Here is a 16121-nt window from a genome sequence, read left to right on the forward strand (position 1 = left end):
ACGACCCTTCGTTCGGCCTTTGTGGAAATTGGCCGCACACAGGTTTCGGTCTATATCTTAGGTGCTGCGCCCGTCTGCCGGGGCGCAGACCTGACCGGGTGCAACTGTGGAGAAGGCCATGGCAACGGGCGAAGACAATCGGCGCGGGTTTCTCACCGGCGCGGTCACTTTTATCGGGGCGATCTGGGCTGCAGGGCGCACCGCTGCCGCGCAACTGACGCCGAATGCGGCAGAGGGTCCGTTCTACCCTACGGAACCGATGCGCGTCGCCGATGCGGATAACGATCTGGTCAAAGTCGTCGGTCTGGTTCGGGAAGCCGGAGGTGAGGTGATCACCCTAAAAGGACTGATCTCAGACAAGGCCGGGCGTCCCCGGGCAGGATACCGGATCGAGATTTGGCAATGCGACGTGAATGGAAAATACATTCACCCCGGCGACAGGCGGACTGTGCAATACGACCGGGGGTTTCAGGGCTTTGGACACGACATCACGGACGCGCAGGGTCGCTATAGTTTCCGGACAATCAAGCCAGGCAGCTATCCGGGCCGGACGCCGCATATCCATGTCAAGGTTTTAGAAAGAGACCGCGAGGTTCTGACCACGCAGTTCTACGAGGCGGGAAACCCCGGCAATAAGCGGGATTCGCTCTATCGGCGTATGTCCCCGGCCGAGGCCCGCAACGTTTCGATGACATATGTCGAGGTCTCGGGCGGGATAGAAACGACAGTCAACATAGTTGTCTGACAGGCAACGTTGTCAGCATTGCATGGCTCTGCGCGCCAAAAAATTTGCCCGCCGTGGTTAACGGTGATTACCGCAAAGTTCGGTGTAAGGCGTTACTCCACCGTAATCGTAATCACCTCGGACACAATCGGCGTCGCATGCGGTACGTGGCCCGCATCGCCCAAAACCAGTTGCAGCGTGTGTTCGCCCGGCTCAAGGTCCAGCGTCACCTGGGTCTGGCCGCCACCGAAATGCAGGTGATTGTCGTCTGCGGGCAGGCCATAGGACAGCTCGTCCGCTCCATCCTCGCCCTCACCCAATGGCGGGCGATCGATCAGCAGGTGGTGATGGCCGGTGTTTTCCTTTTCCGTCCCCGCAGGGGCAACCCCCATGCCGCTGAGGCCAAACACCACCGTCACCGGCGACGGGACGGTGTCACCATCCGCGAGATTGACAAAATAGACCCGGGCGTCGGGGTTTGACGGCGTCTCACCCTGGGCCAGCGCAAGCGAAGCGGACAGGCAAAGCGCGGCAACACCAATAAATGTTTTCATGATTCCCTCCCTGGACACAAATTTGCCATTCTCAACATAGCACGATTGGGCAATTGTCCCCTGATTTGCTGACAATGCACGTCCTGTAGCGCGCATGGAAACCACTGTTTCAGCGTTTCCCATGTGCAAACGATCCGAATCAAATCCCAGATATTATCCCATGTCTGCCCCGTTTCCGCCCAAGTTCAGGGCCATGGTCAGGCAAAGAACCAAGACCTGGGGTACGCGAATGGACCGATTGACCGAAATGGAAGCCTTTTCCAATGTAGTGGATCAGGGCGGCTTTACAGATGCGGCCAAAAAGATGGGCATCTCCAAATCGGCTGTCTCCAAGCATGTATCGAGCCTTGAGGCACGATTGGGTGCTAGACTGCTGAACCGGACAACGCGCCGCGTTTCGCCCACCGAGATCGGGCTGGCATATTATGATCGTGCCCGCCGCGTGCTGAATGACGCAGGCGAAGCGGATGCGCTGGTGACATCGATGCAGTCCGCCCCGTCGGGTCTGCTGCGGATCAGCGTGGCCACGGATTTTGGTGTGAATCACCTGTCGCCTGTGTTGTCCGGCTTTTTGTCGGCCTATCCCGACATCACCGTGAACATGGTGCTGAACAACCGGTATGTGGAGCTGATTTCAGAGGGGTTCGACGTCGCCGTGCGAATCGGAGAACTGGAAGACAGTACACTGCGCGCGCGCAAACTGACCGAAACCGTCAAACGGATGGTTGCGGCCCCCAGCTATGTCGAGAAATACGGACGCCCGCAGAAGATTGACGATCTGAACGAACACAAGCTTCTGCACTATTCCAGCCAGTCATCCGGCAATGTCTGGAAACTGACTGCACCCTCGGGCGAAAAGCGGCAGGTTCGCACCGCCGGATGGCTAAGCGTCAATGACGGCCAATCCCTGCTGAACGCCGCCATCTCAGGGTTGGGTATCGCCTATCTGCCCAGCTATCTTTATGCCGACGCGATGAAGTCCGGAGCGGTGCAGGACGCGATGCCGTCCCTGCCGGATGAGGTACAGGGCGTCTATGCCGTCTACCCGCCCGGCCGCTTCACGCAGCCCAAAGTAAGGGCATTCATTGATTTTCTGGCTGATTCATTCAGCGACAAGGGTCCGATGGACTGGTAAATTCTCCCCGTGGAACCTGAACGGCCCGCACGCCTGTCGTGCGGGTCTTTTTTTTGTCCCAGCCTAGGTAGGACTTTTAGGTACCTAATTGATCAGCAAAACCGCCTCGACCCGGCGATTGAGATCACGGCCTTCCGGCGTCGCATTCGAGGTGATCGGTGCCAGATATCCAACCCCTTCCGCCTCGATCCGGTCCGGCGCGACGCCATGTGCCTCGATCAGGCGGGTACGGACCGACTGGGCGCGTTTTTTGCTGACCGAGATATTGGCTTGCAGGTCGCCGGTGTCATCGGTGTTGCCCACAAGCGCCAGGCGCAGGTCGGGATTGTCACCCAGAAATCCAGCCAGCAGCGCCAACGAGGCAAACGGACCCTCGCCCAAATCAACTTCACCAGTGCTGAAATGCAGGTCGTCCAGAATGACGTGCCCATTCTGCTGCAAGTCCGCCAGCAGGCCACCTTCGGTTTCGACCGTTTCCTCGACCACAACCGGGGGCGGCGCGGTTTCCGCCACTGGTGTAACACGGATCATCTGCACGTACCCGTCGGGCGGATTGCGGCTGACCAGCAGGCTCAGCACTTCCTGATCGCGCGAGGCGGACAGAAAACGATAATCCTGAATGGCGACATACATGTCGGGTGTCGGAACCACTTCGATGCCAAAGCGGAAATCGAAACCGCCACAGGCGCGGGCCTCACATTCGAACCCAATATCAAAGCCCTGCGCGACAAGCTGATCCCTGAGCGGGGCCAGAATCTGCAACGTCGTGCTGGATCCGGCCTGAAGCTTCCAGGTAAAGCGTTCGACCCGCCCCTCGACCTCGCGTTTCGGGACCGCGCCATCGGCGAACGGACCGGTCGGCAGCGCGTAACTGTCCAGCGGGCTGGTACGGTCGCTGATCTGACGGGCACCGGTTGGCATCGTCAGGTCCTGCGCCGCTGCCGGAGCGGCCAGCATAAACAGGCAAAGGGCAACGCGGCGGATCATCTGAATTGGGCGTGATATTCGTCGTTCGGGACCATACCCGTGGCGCTGGCCACCCGGTTCGACATGTTGAAAAAGCCGGTCACGTTGGCGATGTCCCAGATATCACGATCCGAGAAACCAACGTCACGCAGCCGCTGGCGGTCGGTTTCCTCGATCTCAGCACTGGCTGTCGTCATTCTGGCGGCGAAATCCAGCATCGCACGCTGCTTGTCGTCCAACGGCGCCACGCGGTAGTTCATCACCAGCATCTCGCCCAGCTGCGGGTTGCCGGACAATTGCCGGACGGCCGCGCCATGCGCCACAAGGCAGTAGAAACACTTGTTGATGGACGAGACCACAACCGCGATCATCTCGCGTTCCAGCTTGGTCAGCCCGCTGTCGGCCAGCATCAGATCGTTATACATCGCGGTGAACGCGTTCAGCTTGTCGATATCAAACGCATTGGCCTTCAGCACATTGGGCACCATGCCCAGCTTTTCGACGCAGATGTCGAAATATTTCTGCGTCTCAGGCGGCAGCGGGTCGACCATGGGCAGGTTCAGCGCTGTGGGCATGTCTTGATCGGGCACGGCTGTCTTTCTCCTCAGGCCAGCTGGCGGTAGTGATACTCTCCGGCGACCTCCATCCCAAGCGAGTGATAGAGACGATTGGCGCCGGTATTTGCCTTGGTGCAGATCACGCTAAAGGTATGGGCGCCGTTGTCCAGCGCCCAAAAGGCCGCGGCGCGCATGGCCCATTGTCCCAGACCCTGTCGGCGATGGGCGGGCAGGATCTCCAACGCGTGCATCATGGCAACCCCTTCATGTACAGCCACAAATCCAACCCCCGCCGGTTGGTCTTTGCGCCGCAGCAGCAGGCCGGTCTTGGGGCCGCCCGTCCGATCCATGACGGCCAGACGCTGCGGCCCGATACCGGCCGTCGCCCAAATCTCACACATGATCGCAAGCGGTTTCCAGATGGTAAAAACAGTCACGCGCGGCACCGGCACGTCCGTCAAATGCCCGACCGGGCAGGTGTAGATGTTGACCGGATCAAGCACCGTGTAGCCGCGTTCAGCAAGCTGGGCATCCAGCGCGTCGTCCCCCGGACGCAGACAGAAGAGGCGTTTCTGCCCCAGTTCCACCATGGCTTTCTCGGCCGCATCAATATCGGCTTCGGTCGCGGAAGAAGTCGCACTGGCGGCGGACACCCGAGAGCCGCCACCCTCCCCTTGCCGCAGCCGGAACGGCCCGATCGTTTCGTACGCGGCGGCCGGCCATGTGCCATCCACCACGGCCTCCCAGTTGACGCTCAAAGCTGAAGCTCTTTCGCCAGACGGGTGGTTGCGGCGTCGATGCGGGCACCATCGGTGCCGCGCACAACGACGTTGGCACCAAAGACCCCGTTGATCTGGAACGGGTAGCAGCCGATGGTCAGATCGGAAAACTCCTCGGCCAGCGACGCCAGGGTTTGCGCGATATCCCCTTCACCGCGGTCGATGCGCAGGGTCTGCGACAACAACGGGCTGCCGCCGGTCAGCGTGGGCAGAACGCTGGCCACCATTGCCTGAAAGACGGAGGGCACCCCAGCCATCACATGCACGTTTTCGATGGTGAAGCCTGGCGCCGTCGAGACCGGGTTTTCGATCAGTACGGCACCGTCCGGAATGCGCGCCATGCGCAGACGGGCAGCGTTCAGGTCCAGCCCCGACTTGTCGTAATGCGCCTCCAGCAGGGCACGTGCGTCGGCGCGAATATCAATTGGGGTTTCAAACGCGCGGGCGATGCAATCGGCGGTGATATCGTCATGGGTCGGGCCGATGCCACCGCTGGTGAAGACATGATCGTGCGCATCGGACAGCGCCCTGACCGCCGCCTCGATGGCCTGTGCCTCATCTGAAACGATGCGGACCTCTTTCAGGTCGATGCCGTGCTTGGTCAGCTCCTGAGCAAGATAGTGCATATTGGCGTCGCGGGTGCGGCCGGACAGGATTTCATCCCCGATCACCAGCATTGCGGCGGTTGGATTGGCCATGTGCGCTCCCCTCTTGATCGACCGTTTGGGCAGGTATAGGCCGTGAGACATGCGATTTGAAACCCCTCTTGTCCCCGCCCGCCTGATCCGCCGATACAAACGCTTCTTGGCCGACTGCACGATTGAGGACGGGCGCGAGGTTACAGCTCATTGCGCCAACCCCGGCTCAATGATGGGGCTGGCCGAACCGGGTGAGCAAGTCTGGCTGGAGCCCAATGACGATCCGAAGAAAAAGCTGAAATACGGCTGGCGGCTGGTCGATCACGAAAACGGACATTTCACCGGGGTCGATACATCGGTTCCGAATAAAGCCCTGCGCGCAGCACTGAACGCCGGTCAAATCCCGGAACTGGCGGCATATGAAACCATCCGAGCCGAGGTGAAATACGGCCAGAACAGCCGCATCGATTTCCTTCTGACCGGGCCTGGCCTGCCGGACGCCTATGTCGAGGTCAAAAGCGTCACCCTGTCCCGCCAGCCCGGTCTGGCCGAGTTCCCAGACAGCGTAACCGCGCGCGGCACCAAACATCTGGGCGAGCTGGCGGCGATGGCCACACAAGGACACCGCGCCATTATGCTTTATCTGGTGCAGCGCACCGATTGCGACCGGTTTGCGCTGGCCGACGATATCGACCCCGCCTATGCGGCCGCCTTCGAGGCCGCGCAGGCGCAGGGCGTCGAGCGGCTGGTTTACGGAACGCGGATTTCGCCGGAAGGTGTTTGGGTAAACCCGAGACCCATTCCCACCTAAAGACGCCTTGCACGGCGCAGGCGTTTCGTTTCAACCCAGATTTGGATCACCACAAAGATACCGACGGGTTACCTGCGTTTCCTGACAAGGTGGAGTTCATGGGTCTCCTTGAATTTGGGCCTCTTACTTCACGGCGTCTTGAGCCTCTTCGTACACCTCCGGCCAAAGCTCCGCATCCAGACGCTTCACAAATGGCGCCAAGTGATCCGCCACCTCGCGCCAACGCCCGACCGACGACGTGCTGACGGGCCGGCGGACCTGAAGGCTGCTGGCGGTTTTGACCGCGTCCGATGAGGATTGCGGCGTCAGCATGCTTTCTTCGAACGACAGGTCGCAAACTTGGGCAAGCTCGGCTGCCGCGTCCTGCAGATTGTTGACCAGATACTCGTACCGGATGTCGTGAATACGGCCCGGCAGTTCCTTGTGCCAGTGCTGCATGTAGCGGCGGTAACGGTTGGCCTCGGCCGCCATCCATTTGAAGTCATGCGTGAAATACATCCCCTGCGCGCCGAAATTCTCGCGCCACATCGACAGGGCGACGTCCCTTGGATCGCGCTGGACGTTCAGGATCAGCGCATTGGGAAAGGCCTGTGCAATCGCGCCGAGATAGGCGTAGTTGCCCGGCATCTTGTCCACAAAGGCCGCGGCGTCCCGGTTCAGCTCGGGCAGGCGCTCGACATAGTAATCCGCCAGTGGTTGCGCCTGTGAATGCAGGCTTTCCTCTTTCATCACCCAGAACTGAACGGTGGCAAGCTCTCCCAGCCCCTGTACCTGTGAATGTGCCGACAGGATACGCTCGACCAGAGTTGTGCCCGATCTGGCAAGGCCGACAACAAAGATCGGTCGGGGAATGTCGGTTCGCGGGTCCGAAGATTCCTTCGGCAAAGGCGCAGCAAGACGGTCGCGGCATTCCTTCTCGCGGCTCTCCTCCAGACTTTCCAAACCGTCGCGCCGCAGTTCGTGCGCCTCGTCCAGATGATGCATCTCCTGCGCCAGGTCCTTGTCCAGACGCGCAAGGCTTGCGGCAGCGAAGTGAATCAGCGAGGCACTTTCACGGTTGGCGATCGGCCCCTCGCCGAGGAATTTTGAGACCTGAGCCCGCAAGGCAGGCAGATCGTCCTGCTTCAGGCCCGACAGCTTGCAAATGAACTCCAGTGTTTCCGGATGACCGGGCGCCAAGGCAAGCGCTAGACGTGCGTGTTTCAGGGCTTCGTCCAGCCGACCGACCCCGGCCAGAGCCTTGGACAGGCGCAATTGCCCGTACTGAAATTTGGGATGCTGTTTGACAAGCGCCGTCAGGAGCCCGACCGCATCGTCCCAGCGGCGCAATTCGTCCAGAATATCGGCTTTCAGGCACTGCGCCTCGAGATTGCCGGGCTGGCGCTTCAGCACCAGATCAACGGCTTCCAACGCCTTTTGTTCCTTCTGCTCTCGCAGAAACGCCATCGCGCGAATGAACTGCTGGGGTGGCGTCAGGGGTGCGCGCGCGCCGATTTTGTCAATGAACGCCAGCGCCTTGCCAGCGTCGCCTCCCTGAACAAGGCTCATGCCGTAATTCTGGATCAAATCCGCGTTTCCGGGTTCCAGCCGCCATGCCCGTTCGAAATAAGTCTGGGCCAGAGGGAACTTGCCCTGCTGGATCGCACACAGACCGGCAAGTCTTGGCAATGCCGACACGTTCGGCCATTTCTTGGCGGCCTTGGTTGCCCGTTTGAAAGCCCGATCAGCCCGGCCTTTCCTGAGCAGATCGCTGATGCTGGCGATTTCGGCCCTCAGCTGATCAGCTTTTTGCATTGCCATGCCTTTCTGTGATTTGCGCAAACCCGGCGGCTATTGCCATGTGCTATTTCATTCTGCCCGCAGGGTCTACCAGAGATGAGGCAACCCTCCGACTGCAGGTGCTACCCTGCACCCTCTGGTACTTTCTGCACAAGCAGCGTAAAAGGAATGCTGCGCGACACATTTGGAGCTTAGCGTCGATGAAAGAGCATCGTGGCCGTCTGACCAAGGACGGCATCCGCATTTATGAACAGGGTGACTTTGCCGGGATGCATGCGGCAGGGGCGCTGGCGGCGCGGATTCTCGACGACATTGCCGACCATGTTTTTCCGGGCCAGACCACAGGCGCGATTGACGGTCTCATCACGCAGATGGTCGAAGATGCGGGCGCGACTTCGGCCACTATCGGTTACAAGGGCTATCAGCACGCAAGCTGCATCAGCGTGAACCACGTGGTCTGCCACGGCATCCCCGGCGACAAAAAGCTGAAAGACGGCGATATCCTCAATGTCGACGTCACCGTCATTGTTGATGGCTGGTTCGGCGACACGTCGCGCATGTATGTTGCGGGCAAACTGCCGCGCAAGGCGGAACGACTGATCCAGGTAACCCATGACGCGTTGTTCAAGGGCATCGAAATGGTCAAGCCCGGCAATACTTTCGGCGATATCGGCCATGCCATTCAGACCTATGTCGAGGCCCATCGGATGAGCGTTGTCCGCGATTTCTGCGGCCACGGTCTGGGCCGGGTCTTCCACGCCCCGCCGAACGTGCTGCATTACGGTCGTCCGGGTACCGGAGCCAAACTGGAAGAGGGGATGTTCTTTACCATCGAGCCGATGGTGAACCTGGGCCGCCCCGAGACCAAGACACTGGCCGATGACTGGACCGCCGTGACCCGCGACAAGTCTCTGTCGGCGCAATTCGAGCATTCGGTAGGGGTGACTTCGGACGGGGTCGAGATCTTTACCCTGTCGCCGGGCGGAAAGTTCCACCCGACCTATTCTTCCTGATCGGCAGCCTGCTCGCGCAGCAGTTTCAGCAGCATCGTCTCGTCACCCCATGGGGTGATTGCGTCATGGATAAACACGGGCGCGCGACGCGGTTTTGGCGGCGGGCCGGTCGTTGTGTCGGTATCGGATGTGATCGTCCAGAACGGAGACGGTAAGGCGCGGTCCATATCAGGGATGGTAGCACGCCCGGCTCAGATTCCCAAAAGCCGCGGGGCGTCGGCCATGTCGTGAAACACCTCGGCCCCCAGTTGCGCCAGAGATGCCCCGTCGTCATGGGCGGCAAACCCCAGGCACCGCATTCCGGCACGAATGGCGGCAGTGACGCCATTCACGCTGTCTTCGATCACCACCGGGGACATCGAACCGAAACGTTCAGCGGCGGCCAGAAACATATCCGGCTCGGGTTTGCCGGTTCCCAGCACATGGGCGGAATACATCACATCGCTGAACCGGTCCCACAGCCCATTCTGGCCCAATGTGATCCGCATCTTGTCCGGGCTTCCATTGGACGCGACACAGAACGAAATGCCCTTCTGATCCAAAAGCGTCAGCAGGCTTTGCACACCTGCCACCAACGGCACGCCTGCCCGCAGCTTTTCGTATGTTTCCGCATAAACCTGATCGGTCCAGTCGTCGGGCAGGTCCGCGCCCAAAGCCCGCGCTTTGTCCCGGACACCTGTCATGGTTCCACCCACGAACAGAGACATACACTCCGGCAGTGACAGGCTCAGCCCGTATCGCGCCAGATTTTCCATCAAGACCCGGTTCGAGATGACCTCACTATCAACCAGAACTCCGTCGCAATCGAAAATGACCAGATCGTGCATACGGTCCTCCGCCTGTTTTCGGTTGAGCTAGCCGAGGATCGACCAGCCTGCAAACCTGTAATCCGCGCAGGTCGTTTCAATCCGAAACGCCACGCTGCATCAATGAGATATGGGTGTCGCCGTATTTCCGTGCATCCAGCAGGCTGAACCCCTCAGGTACAACCATGGCAGAGTTTTCTTCCCAGACCAGAACCGCGTGGTCGCTGATCCAGCCGCCGGTCAGGGCAGCGGCAATTGCCTTCTGGCCCAGCGCCTTGCCGTAAGGCGGATCCAGAAAGATCAGATCACAGGGCGCGCCGGGGTTTTCACCCAACCGGGTCGCATCGCGGCGGATCAGGTTGGTGCGGTCGGCACTGCGGGTCAGGTCGATATTGCGTCGGATCAGCCCCTGCGCCACGCGCCCGTCATCGACAAAGGTCACATGAGATGCTCCGCGTGACAGCGCCTCGAGCCCCAATGCGCCTGTGCCCGCGAACAGGTCCAGCACCCGCAGGCCGTCAAAGTCGATCTTGTGGGCCAGAACATTGAACAGGCTTTCGCGGACCCGGTCCGTGGTGGGGCGCAAATGCGCGCCTGCGTCCCCCTTGCCGACCGGGGCCAGCGCGCGGCCCCGGAAGTCTCCGGCGATGATCCTCACGCCTTGAGCAGCGGTTTCAGGTCCGCGTCGGGGTCGGCCACAGTCGCCGGATCCGCCGTCTTGCCCATTTCGATCAGGCGCTTGCCGACCATGTAGGCGCGCGGGTCGTTCATCGCATCAACGGCAATCAACCGATCCCCGCTGTAATACCAGAACGAAACGGTCTGACCCTCGCCCTTTCGGGTCACAACGCGGTCATAACCGGTGTTCAGCCCCGCGATTTGCAGTTTCACGTCGTACTGGTCTGACCAGAACCACGGCGTTGCAACATAGTCCTTTGCAGCCCCCAGCATGTTCTGGGCCACGATCTCGGCCTGATCGATGGCGTTTGGCACGCTTTCAAGGCGGATACGATCGCCCTTGTGCGGGAAGGACGCGCAGTCGCCCGCCGCCCAGATCGACGGGTCAGAAGTGCGGCCATGGGCGTCGGTCTTGATGCCGTTGTCCAGTTCCAGGCCTGCCATTTCAGCCAATTGGGTCGACGGGGCGATACCAACGCCGACCACCACGAAATCAACCGCAAGCTCGGTACCGTCGGTCAGTACCGCGCCGGTGACCTTGCCGTTGTCGCCAACCAGCCGGTCCAGCCCGACGCCTTCGCGGATGTCGGCGCCATATTCACTGTGCAGGGCGCGGAAATAGTCGCTGGTCTCGCGGGAAGCGACCCGTTGCAGGATGCGGTCGGCCATCTCGACCAGCGTCACCTTGACTCCGCGCTTGGCGCAGACCGCCGCAGCCTCGAGGCCAATGTAACCGCCGCCCACGATCAACGCGCGTGCGCCGTCTGTCACACGGGGCTCCATCTCGTCGATATGGGCCAGATCACGCACCACGTGCACGCCGTCCAGATCCCCGCCTATGGATGCGGGCAGGCGGCGCGGGTCCGATCCGGTGGTCAGTGCCAGCTCGTCGTAAGGAATGACCTCATCGCCCAGAGTAACGGTTTTTGCGTTTGGGTCGATGGCGGAGACACGCTGGCCGAGACGCAGGGTGATATTGTTCTCGGCATAGAAGCTTTCGGGTCGCAGGAACAGGCGTTCCAGCTCCATCTCACCCAACAGGTAGGCTTTGGACAATGGCGGGCGCTGGTAGGGCAGATGCGGCTCGGCCCCGATCAGGGTAATGTCCCCCTCAAACCCGTCCTTGCGCAGTCTGGCAACAAGCGAAGATCCGGCCTGACCGGCACCAATCACGACAATATGGCTCATGTTCCTCCCACCCTGTCGAATTCCCGTGGTTAACTTGATCCGCTCACCTATATTGCGGCAGGGACCGACTCTGCAAATCCAAATGACAGGAGCGCTAAAATGATTTCAACAGGTGATATGCTGCCCGAAGCCACGCTGACCCAGATCGGTGCGGAAGGCCCGGAAGAGGTTCGGGTGTCGGACAAGACCAAAGGGCGCAAGGTGGTGATCTTTGCCGTACCGGGCGCATTCACGCCGACCTGCCATTCGGCGCATGTGCCCAGCTTTATGCGCACCAAGGATCAGTTCAGCGCCAAAGGCGTCGACGAGATCATCTGCATCTCGGTCAACGATCCGTTCGTGATGAAAGCATGGGGCGAGGCGACGGGCGCCTCGGATGCGGGCCTGACCATGCTGGCCGATGCAGCATCCGAGTTCACGAAAGCCATCGGAATGGACTTCGACGCCCCGCCCGCGGGTCTGATCGCGCGGTCGAAACGCTATGCGATGCTGGTCGAAGACGGCCGGGTCGTGGCGCTGAACCTCGAAGAAAGCCCGGGCGCATGTGAAATTTCGGCCGGCGAAGGTCTGCTGGACGTCATCTGAAATTGGCTGGCCCCGGGGCAAGCCGGGGCCGGTTAAAGTGCATTTAACTTGATGCAACGCCCCGAAGTGCGAATACTTGGCACATATAACCGGGGAGTTTGTTTATGATGCTAAAGATTTTTCCTTTGATTTTAGGTGGCGCAGGCTTGTTGGCGGCCTGTGGACCGGCCCCCACACCGCAGCAGCAAGCCGCACGGCAGCATGAGATTGCCTGCCTCAGCGGGACCTTGGGTGGTGCGCTGATTGGCGGGGCCATCGGCAATCAGTTTGGCGGCGGATCGGGCCAAACGATCCTGACGGCAGCCGGTGCGGCAGCCGGTGGCGTGTCCGGTCAACGTTACGCGTGCTGAGGAGAGGCAGGATGAAACGTGGTATTATAGTGATCATGGCCATGATGATGGCCGGTGCCGTTTCCGCGGAAAGCGTCGCCGAATTGCATGAGGGCGAGCTGAACGCCATCGACGGAAACAACGACGGCTTCCTGTCGCGGGACGAGTTCAACGCCTTTTCCGACTATGCCTTTCAGGCAATGGATGAGGACAAGAATGGCACCCTGGGTCAGGCCGAAGCGAAACCCTTTCTAAGTCTCGACATGTTCCGGAAAGTGGACCGCAACAACGATAGCCAGGTTTCTCGTGCCGAATATGACGCACAGATGAACCAAGATTTTCTGGCCGCCGACCAGGACGGCAATGGCCAGCTGGACTGAAACGGACCGGCCGCGGAACAACCGGGGCTGATCTGATGGGACAGGAGCCTTTGATGAACAAATGGATTGGCCTTGGTGTTCTGAGCGTGATGGCGGCCTGTAACGTCCCGCAGGCCCCGGTAGTGACAGGCCCCGACGGGCAGGCGCGTATCCAGATCAACACCAATGGTCTGACCTGTTATCAGACACGTTGTCTCGATATTAACCCGGCGGCGCGCAGCGTCCGGTCGATCGGCAACAAGACAACCCGGATTCCAGGCGGCATCAATGTCAGCGATGGCACGGTTACTCCGGCTGAATTCGAACAGATGGGCGTAGCCGCATCATTGGCGGGCGGTGTGGGCTCGGGTAGCGACCGGGGCTAGAGCAGACTGTCCATCTTGCGCGCCAGCTTGGCATCCAGCGCGGAAAGGCCGCCTACGTCATGGGTGGACAGGACCACTTCGACCGTGCGGTAGATATTCGACCATTCGGGGTGGTGGTTCCACTTTTCCGCAAAGATCGCCACCTGCGTCATCCAGCCAAAAGCGTGGACAAAATCCTCGAAGATAAAGGTTTTTGTGATTGCATCCCGGTCATCGACCATCGTCCAGCCGTTCCTGAACAACGGATCCAGTAGCGGGCCGCGTGTCTCGGTCGACAATAGTTCGGTCATTGCTGTTCCTCCGGGTTCGATTTTCTGAACGGGCCATAGTCCGTCAGAATCTCAATCTCTTCTCCCACCGCGCGGGCTTCGGCGTCCAGATAATTCTGCACAGCGTCCGCAAATCCCGGATCGCCGATCCAGTGCAGACTGTGCGTACGCGTGGGCAGATAGCCGCGGGCCAGCTTGTGCTCGCCCTGCGCGCCCGCCTCGACCCGTTTGAGGCCATGAGCGATGGCGAAGTCGATCGCTCTATAATAGCACAACTCGAAATGCAGACAGGGGTGATGCTCGACACAGCCCCAATAGCGTCCGAACAGCGTTTCACGCCCGATGAAGTTCAGCGCCCCGGCAACCGGATACCCATCGCGTTCAGCCAACACCAACGCCATGTCATCTGCCATGGTTTCCTGTGCAATATCAAAGAACTGGCGCGTCAGATAGGGCGCCCCCCACTTGCGCGATCCGGTATCCTGGTAAAAGCGCCAGAAAGCGTCCCAGTGGTCGGGATGCAGATCCGCGCCTGTCAGTGTGCGAATGTCTCCGCCGAAGCCGTTTGCCTGTGCCCGTTCCTTGCGGATGTTCTTGCGCTTGCGGGACGACAGCGCCCTCAAAAACGCATCGAAATCCGTGTAGTTGTCATTGAGCCAGTGAAACTGCTGCGAGGTTCGGTGCATCAGTCCCATCTGCTCACCTGCACGCGCCTCATCATCGGTACAAAAAGTGATGTGAATTGACGAGACCCGGTTGTCGGCTGCCAGTTGCACCGCGCCCTGAACCAGCGCCGACGTGCCGACACCTTCATAGCCGGGCCGCACCAGAAAACGGCGCCCGGTTGCCGGGGTAAAAGGTACTGCGATTTGCAGCTTCGGATAGTAGCGCCCGCCGGCATTCTCATAGGCATGGGCCCAGCTATGGTCGAAGATATACTCGCCCTGGCTGTGCGATTTGGCATACATCGGGGCGGCAGCAATCAGCATCCCGTCCAGATAAGCCGTCAGATATTGCGGCTGCCAACCGGTACCGCGCCCGACCGAGCCGCTTTCTTCGAGCGCCAGCAGGAACCGGTGCGTGGTGAACGGGTCCAGCGGACGCCCACCATCATCAGTCTCGGGACAAGCGCAACTGTCCCACTCGACCGCAGGTATCTGCGAGAGCGACCCAAGAACCCGAACCTCAATCTGCGCCTGATCCATATCCCCTCCCGCGTCTGTTCTTTATCTGTGACGGCCCGGGGCGGGATCAACCCGGATGTGCCGCCAGATACCCCTCGAAGGTTACGTTGTCGGCAACCTTGCGCGCCTCGGCCTCCTGCCCAGGCGAGCGAACGGTCCAGCACAGGATCGGCACGCCACGCGCCTTGAGTTCAGCCACGCGGGGACGGGAAAGGTCCTCCGCCTCGTGACTTATGAAACCAGCGCCGACCCGGTCGAAATCCGGGATTTCGCGCAAGTGGTCGCAAACCTCTTGCGGCAGAAGCTCCACCTTTGGATCGTAGGAACACGTGACCAGACCACGTGGCAGATGCGGGGCAAGCCGCGCCAGTTCCGCAACGCTGTTGGGGTTGAAGGACATCAGCGCCACGGGGCCTTCATACCCGCGCAGTGCCCGCACGGTGTCGTGTTCCAACGACCCGATATCAGTGCCCATGGCACCGTCCTGATCCTTGAGCTCGATCAGCAGTGGCACCTTGCCCCCAATCAGCTCCAGCACTTCGTCCAGCGTGGGAATACCGTCATCGCCATGCAGCAGAGACGTGGCCTGTGCCTGCGCGCAGGTGGTCTGACGTATCGGGCCAGGCTGACCGGTCAGCCGGGTCATGTCATAGTCGTGAAATACCATGGCCCGGTCATCGGCCGTCAGTTGCAGATCAACCTCGACCCCGTACCCGGCCTTGACGGCCGCGCAAATGGCCGCCCGGCTGTTTTCCGGGCGGTGATCCGCAATGTCGTGCAACGCCCGATGCGCAATCGGGGCTCGCAGGAACTCTGCTGGCAGAGATGGCGTCATTGGACTTCGAAAATGCCTTCGATCTCGACCGCAACACCCAGCGGCAGGGATGCCGCACTGACAGCCGAGCGCGAGTGGCGGCCGGCTTCGCCCAGCGCCTCGACCAGAAAATCGGACGCGCCGTTGATGACCTGCGGCTGGGCCGTGAAATCAGCGGTCGAGTTCACAAAGCCGGTCAGCTTGATAACGCGCACGAGTTTCTCGATATCGCCACCACAAGCCGCCTTGACTTGGGCCAGCAGGTTAATGGCGCACACCCTGGCTGCGGCTGCGCCTGCCTCGACATCCATGTCGTCACCCAGTTTGCCGGTAATCAGATCGTCGGCCTTGGAAATCTGACCCGAGACATAGACGATGTTGCCAACACGTACGAAGGGCACGTAGTTCGCGGCCGGTGCGGGTGCGTCCGGAAGGGCGACGCCCAGGCTTTCCAGTTTCGCTGCAATGCTCATGTGATGATCCTCACCTTGTTTGACTCGGGCGGACGCTAACCGCGAACACGCGGTTGGGAAAGCTGGAAACCGTCATTTTTCATCGCTGAACGGC

Annotated in this window: 22 protein-coding genes; 8 read left to right on the forward strand and 14 right to left on the reverse strand. The window is 60.5% G+C overall.

Going from position 1 to position 16121, the window contains the following annotated elements:
* The first annotated feature begins 118 nt into the window (after positions 1-118).
* A complete protein-coding gene (locus tag ACR0MI_RS04245; RefSeq protein ID WP_170613024.1) occupies positions 119-745 on the forward strand; it encodes a dioxygenase family protein in 627 nt (208 codons plus the stop codon).
* 92 nt (positions 746-837) lie between these two features.
* Here the strand turns inward: ACR0MI_RS04245 and ACR0MI_RS04250 are convergent, their stop codons facing one another.
* On the reverse strand, positions 838-1278 hold the full coding sequence (locus ACR0MI_RS04250; RefSeq protein WP_170613022.1) for a DUF4399 domain-containing protein: 441 nt from the start codon (positions 1276-1278) through the stop codon (positions 838-840).
* A gap of 229 nt (positions 1279-1507) precedes the next feature.
* On the opposite strand from ACR0MI_RS04250, the gene ACR0MI_RS04255 reads away from it, so the two are divergent.
* Entirely contained in the window at positions 1508-2413 is a 906-nt protein-coding gene (locus ACR0MI_RS04255; RefSeq protein WP_170613020.1) for a LysR family transcriptional regulator, read from the forward strand.
* 84 nt (positions 2414-2497) lie between these two features.
* Here ACR0MI_RS04255 and ACR0MI_RS04260 read toward each other — a convergent pair whose 3' ends face one another.
* Genes ACR0MI_RS04260 through ACR0MI_RS04275 form a run of 4 tightly spaced genes read right to left on the reverse strand, consistent with a single transcriptional unit; the run spans position 2498 to position 5413 of the window.
* Complete coding sequence (locus tag ACR0MI_RS04260; protein WP_170613018.1) at positions 2498-3400, reverse strand: OmpA family protein; 903 nt, start codon at positions 3398-3400, stop codon at positions 2498-2500.
* Positions 3397-3969 carry a peroxidase-related enzyme gene (locus ACR0MI_RS04265; RefSeq protein ID WP_480536559.1) on the reverse strand — a complete coding sequence of 191 codons (573 nt, stop codon included), beginning with the start codon at positions 3967-3969 and terminating at the stop codon, positions 3397-3399. Before ACR0MI_RS04265 ends, ACR0MI_RS04260 begins: the two co-directional genes overlap by 4 nt.
* 14 nt (positions 3970-3983) lie before the next feature.
* Entirely contained in the window at positions 3984-4694 is a 711-nt protein-coding gene (locus tag ACR0MI_RS04270) for a GNAT family N-acetyltransferase (RefSeq protein ID WP_170613016.1), read from the reverse strand.
* Positions 4691-5413 (reverse strand): molybdopterin-binding protein, encoded by a 723-nt coding sequence (locus ACR0MI_RS04275; RefSeq protein WP_170613014.1) that lies wholly within the window; start codon positions 5411-5413, stop codon positions 4691-4693. The genes ACR0MI_RS04270 and ACR0MI_RS04275 overlap by 4 nt, the downstream gene beginning before the upstream one ends.
* A 49-nt stretch (positions 5414-5462) precedes the next feature.
* Between ACR0MI_RS04275 and sfsA the strand changes: the two genes are divergently transcribed.
* Positions 5463-6164 carry a DNA/RNA nuclease SfsA gene (gene sfsA, locus ACR0MI_RS04280; RefSeq protein ID WP_170613012.1) on the forward strand — a complete coding sequence of 234 codons (702 nt, stop codon included), beginning with the start codon at positions 5463-5465 and terminating at the stop codon, positions 6162-6164.
* Positions 6165-6287: 123 nt separating this feature from the next.
* Here the strand turns inward: sfsA and ACR0MI_RS04285 are convergent, their stop codons facing one another.
* A complete protein-coding gene (locus ACR0MI_RS04285) occupies positions 6288-7964 on the reverse strand; it encodes a tetratricopeptide repeat-containing sulfotransferase family protein (RefSeq protein WP_170619081.1) in 1677 nt (558 codons plus the stop codon).
* A 179-nt stretch (positions 7965-8143) separates the two neighbouring features.
* Here ACR0MI_RS04285 and map point away from each other — a divergent pair, with 179 nt between their 5' ends.
* Positions 8144-8956, forward strand: a complete 813-nt coding sequence (gene map / locus ACR0MI_RS04290) for a type I methionyl aminopeptidase (protein ID WP_170613008.1) — start codon at positions 8144-8146, stop codon at positions 8954-8956.
* On the opposite strand, the gene ACR0MI_RS04295 is transcribed toward map, so the two are convergent.
* The 4 genes from ACR0MI_RS04295 to ACR0MI_RS04310 all read right to left on the reverse strand — a co-directional run bounded on the left by ACR0MI_RS04295 (position 8944) and on the right by ACR0MI_RS04310 (position 11628).
* Entirely contained in the window at positions 8944-9123 is a 180-nt protein-coding gene (locus ACR0MI_RS04295; protein ID WP_170613006.1) for a hypothetical protein, read from the reverse strand. The genes map and ACR0MI_RS04295 overlap by 13 nt on opposite strands.
* 24 nt (positions 9124-9147) lie before the next feature.
* Positions 9148-9783 carry an HAD family hydrolase gene (locus ACR0MI_RS04300; RefSeq protein WP_170613004.1) on the reverse strand — a complete coding sequence of 212 codons (636 nt, stop codon included), beginning with the start codon at positions 9781-9783 and terminating at the stop codon, positions 9148-9150.
* 76 nt (positions 9784-9859) lie between these two features.
* Complete coding sequence (rsmD, locus tag ACR0MI_RS04305) at positions 9860-10420, reverse strand: 16S rRNA (guanine(966)-N(2))-methyltransferase RsmD (RefSeq protein ID WP_170613002.1); 561 nt, start codon at positions 10418-10420, stop codon at positions 9860-9862.
* Positions 10417-11628, reverse strand: a complete 1212-nt coding sequence (locus ACR0MI_RS04310) for an NAD(P)/FAD-dependent oxidoreductase (RefSeq protein WP_480853734.1) — start codon at positions 11626-11628, stop codon at positions 10417-10419. Before ACR0MI_RS04310 ends, rsmD begins: the two co-directional genes overlap by 4 nt.
* A 99-nt stretch (positions 11629-11727) precedes the next feature.
* On the opposite strand from ACR0MI_RS04310, the gene ACR0MI_RS04315 reads away from it, so the two are divergent.
* The 4 genes from ACR0MI_RS04315 (at position 11728) to ACR0MI_RS04330 (ending at position 13287) form a co-directional block, all read left to right on the forward strand.
* Positions 11728-12213 carry a peroxiredoxin family protein gene (locus tag ACR0MI_RS04315; protein WP_170612998.1) on the forward strand — a complete coding sequence of 162 codons (486 nt, stop codon included), beginning with the start codon at positions 11728-11730 and terminating at the stop codon, positions 12211-12213.
* 104 nt (positions 12214-12317) lie between these two features.
* Positions 12318-12563 carry a glycine zipper 2TM domain-containing protein gene (locus ACR0MI_RS04320; RefSeq protein WP_170612996.1) on the forward strand — a complete coding sequence of 82 codons (246 nt, stop codon included), beginning with the start codon at positions 12318-12320 and terminating at the stop codon, positions 12561-12563.
* A gap of 11 nt (positions 12564-12574) precedes the next feature.
* The gene (locus ACR0MI_RS04325; RefSeq protein WP_170612994.1) at positions 12575-12922 is read left to right on the forward strand and encodes a hypothetical protein; all 348 of its coding nucleotides are present in this window, start codon (positions 12575-12577) and stop codon (positions 12920-12922) included.
* A 53-nt stretch (positions 12923-12975) separates the two neighbouring features.
* The gene (locus ACR0MI_RS04330) at positions 12976-13287 is read left to right on the forward strand and encodes a hypothetical protein (RefSeq protein WP_170612992.1); all 312 of its coding nucleotides are present in this window, start codon (positions 12976-12978) and stop codon (positions 13285-13287) included.
* Here ACR0MI_RS04330 and ACR0MI_RS04335 read toward each other — a convergent pair.
* The 4 genes from ACR0MI_RS04335 to ACR0MI_RS04350 are packed head-to-tail and all read right to left on the reverse strand — an operon-like array spanning position 13284 to position 16027.
* Positions 13284-13577 carry a 4a-hydroxytetrahydrobiopterin dehydratase gene (locus ACR0MI_RS04335; protein WP_170612990.1) on the reverse strand — a complete coding sequence of 98 codons (294 nt, stop codon included), beginning with the start codon at positions 13575-13577 and terminating at the stop codon, positions 13284-13286. The two genes, ACR0MI_RS04330 and ACR0MI_RS04335, sit on opposite strands and share 4 nt — an antisense overlap.
* Positions 13574-14761, reverse strand: a complete 1188-nt coding sequence (locus ACR0MI_RS04340; protein ID WP_170612988.1) for a GNAT family N-acetyltransferase — start codon at positions 14759-14761, stop codon at positions 13574-13576. The genes ACR0MI_RS04335 and ACR0MI_RS04340 overlap by 4 nt, the downstream gene beginning before the upstream one ends.
* A 46-nt stretch (positions 14762-14807) precedes the next feature.
* Entirely contained in the window at positions 14808-15575 is a 768-nt protein-coding gene (locus ACR0MI_RS04345) for a glycerophosphodiester phosphodiesterase family protein (RefSeq protein WP_170612986.1), read from the reverse strand.
* The gene (locus ACR0MI_RS04350; protein ID WP_170612984.1) at positions 15572-16027 is read right to left on the reverse strand and encodes a RidA family protein; all 456 of its coding nucleotides are present in this window, start codon (positions 16025-16027) and stop codon (positions 15572-15574) included. Before ACR0MI_RS04350 ends, ACR0MI_RS04345 begins: the two co-directional genes overlap by 4 nt.
* Positions 16028-16121 lie beyond the last annotated feature (94 nt).

This window comes from Ruegeria sp. D4 (assembly GCF_056534475.1).

Coding starts and splice junctions, on each gene's coding strand:
- ACR0MI_RS04245 (WP_170613024.1), top strand. CDS start 119: ATGGCAACGGGCGAAGACAATCGGCGCGGGTTTCTCACCGGCGCGGTC.
- ACR0MI_RS04250 (WP_170613022.1), bottom strand. CDS start 1,278: ATGAAAACATTTATTGGTGTTGCCGCGCTTTGCCTGTCCGCTTCGCTT.
- ACR0MI_RS04255 (WP_170613020.1), top strand. CDS start 1,508: ATGGACCGATTGACCGAAATGGAAGCCTTTTCCAATGTAGTGGATCAG.
- ACR0MI_RS04260 (WP_170613018.1), bottom strand. CDS start 3,400: ATGATCCGCCGCGTTGCCCTTTGCCTGTTTATGCTGGCCGCTCCGGCA.
- ACR0MI_RS04275 (WP_170613014.1), bottom strand. CDS start 5,413: ATGGCCAATCCAACCGCCGCAATGCTGGTGATCGGGGATGAAATCCTG.
- sfsA (WP_170613012.1), top strand. CDS start 5,463: ATGCGATTTGAAACCCCTCTTGTCCCCGCCCGCCTGATCCGCCGATAC.
- ACR0MI_RS04285 (WP_170619081.1), bottom strand. CDS start 7,964: ATGGCAATGCAAAAAGCTGATCAGCTGAGGGCCGAAATCGCCAGCATC.
- map (WP_170613008.1), top strand. CDS start 8,144: ATGAAAGAGCATCGTGGCCGTCTGACCAAGGACGGCATCCGCATTTAT.
- ACR0MI_RS04295 (WP_170613006.1), bottom strand. CDS start 9,123: ATGGACCGCGCCTTACCGTCTCCGTTCTGGACGATCACATCCGATACC.
- ACR0MI_RS04300 (WP_170613004.1), bottom strand. CDS start 9,783: ATGCACGATCTGGTCATTTTCGATTGCGACGGAGTTCTGGTTGATAGT.
- ACR0MI_RS04310 (WP_480853734.1), bottom strand. CDS start 11,628: ATGAGCCATATTGTCGTGATTGGTGCCGGTCAGGCCGGATCTTCGCTT.
- ACR0MI_RS04315 (WP_170612998.1), top strand. CDS start 11,728: ATGATTTCAACAGGTGATATGCTGCCCGAAGCCACGCTGACCCAGATC.
- ACR0MI_RS04320 (WP_170612996.1), top strand. CDS start 12,318: ATGATGCTAAAGATTTTTCCTTTGATTTTAGGTGGCGCAGGCTTGTTG.
- ACR0MI_RS04325 (WP_170612994.1), top strand. CDS start 12,575: ATGAAACGTGGTATTATAGTGATCATGGCCATGATGATGGCCGGTGCC.
- ACR0MI_RS04330 (WP_170612992.1), top strand. CDS start 12,976: ATGAACAAATGGATTGGCCTTGGTGTTCTGAGCGTGATGGCGGCCTGT.
- ACR0MI_RS04335 (WP_170612990.1), bottom strand. CDS start 13,577: ATGACCGAACTATTGTCGACCGAGACACGCGGCCCGCTACTGGATCCG.
- ACR0MI_RS04340 (WP_170612988.1), bottom strand. CDS start 14,761: ATGGATCAGGCGCAGATTGAGGTTCGGGTTCTTGGGTCGCTCTCGCAG.
- ACR0MI_RS04345 (WP_170612986.1), bottom strand. CDS start 15,575: ATGACGCCATCTCTGCCAGCAGAGTTCCTGCGAGCCCCGATTGCGCAT.
- ACR0MI_RS04350 (WP_170612984.1), bottom strand. CDS start 16,027: ATGAGCATTGCAGCGAAACTGGAAAGCCTGGGCGTCGCCCTTCCGGAC.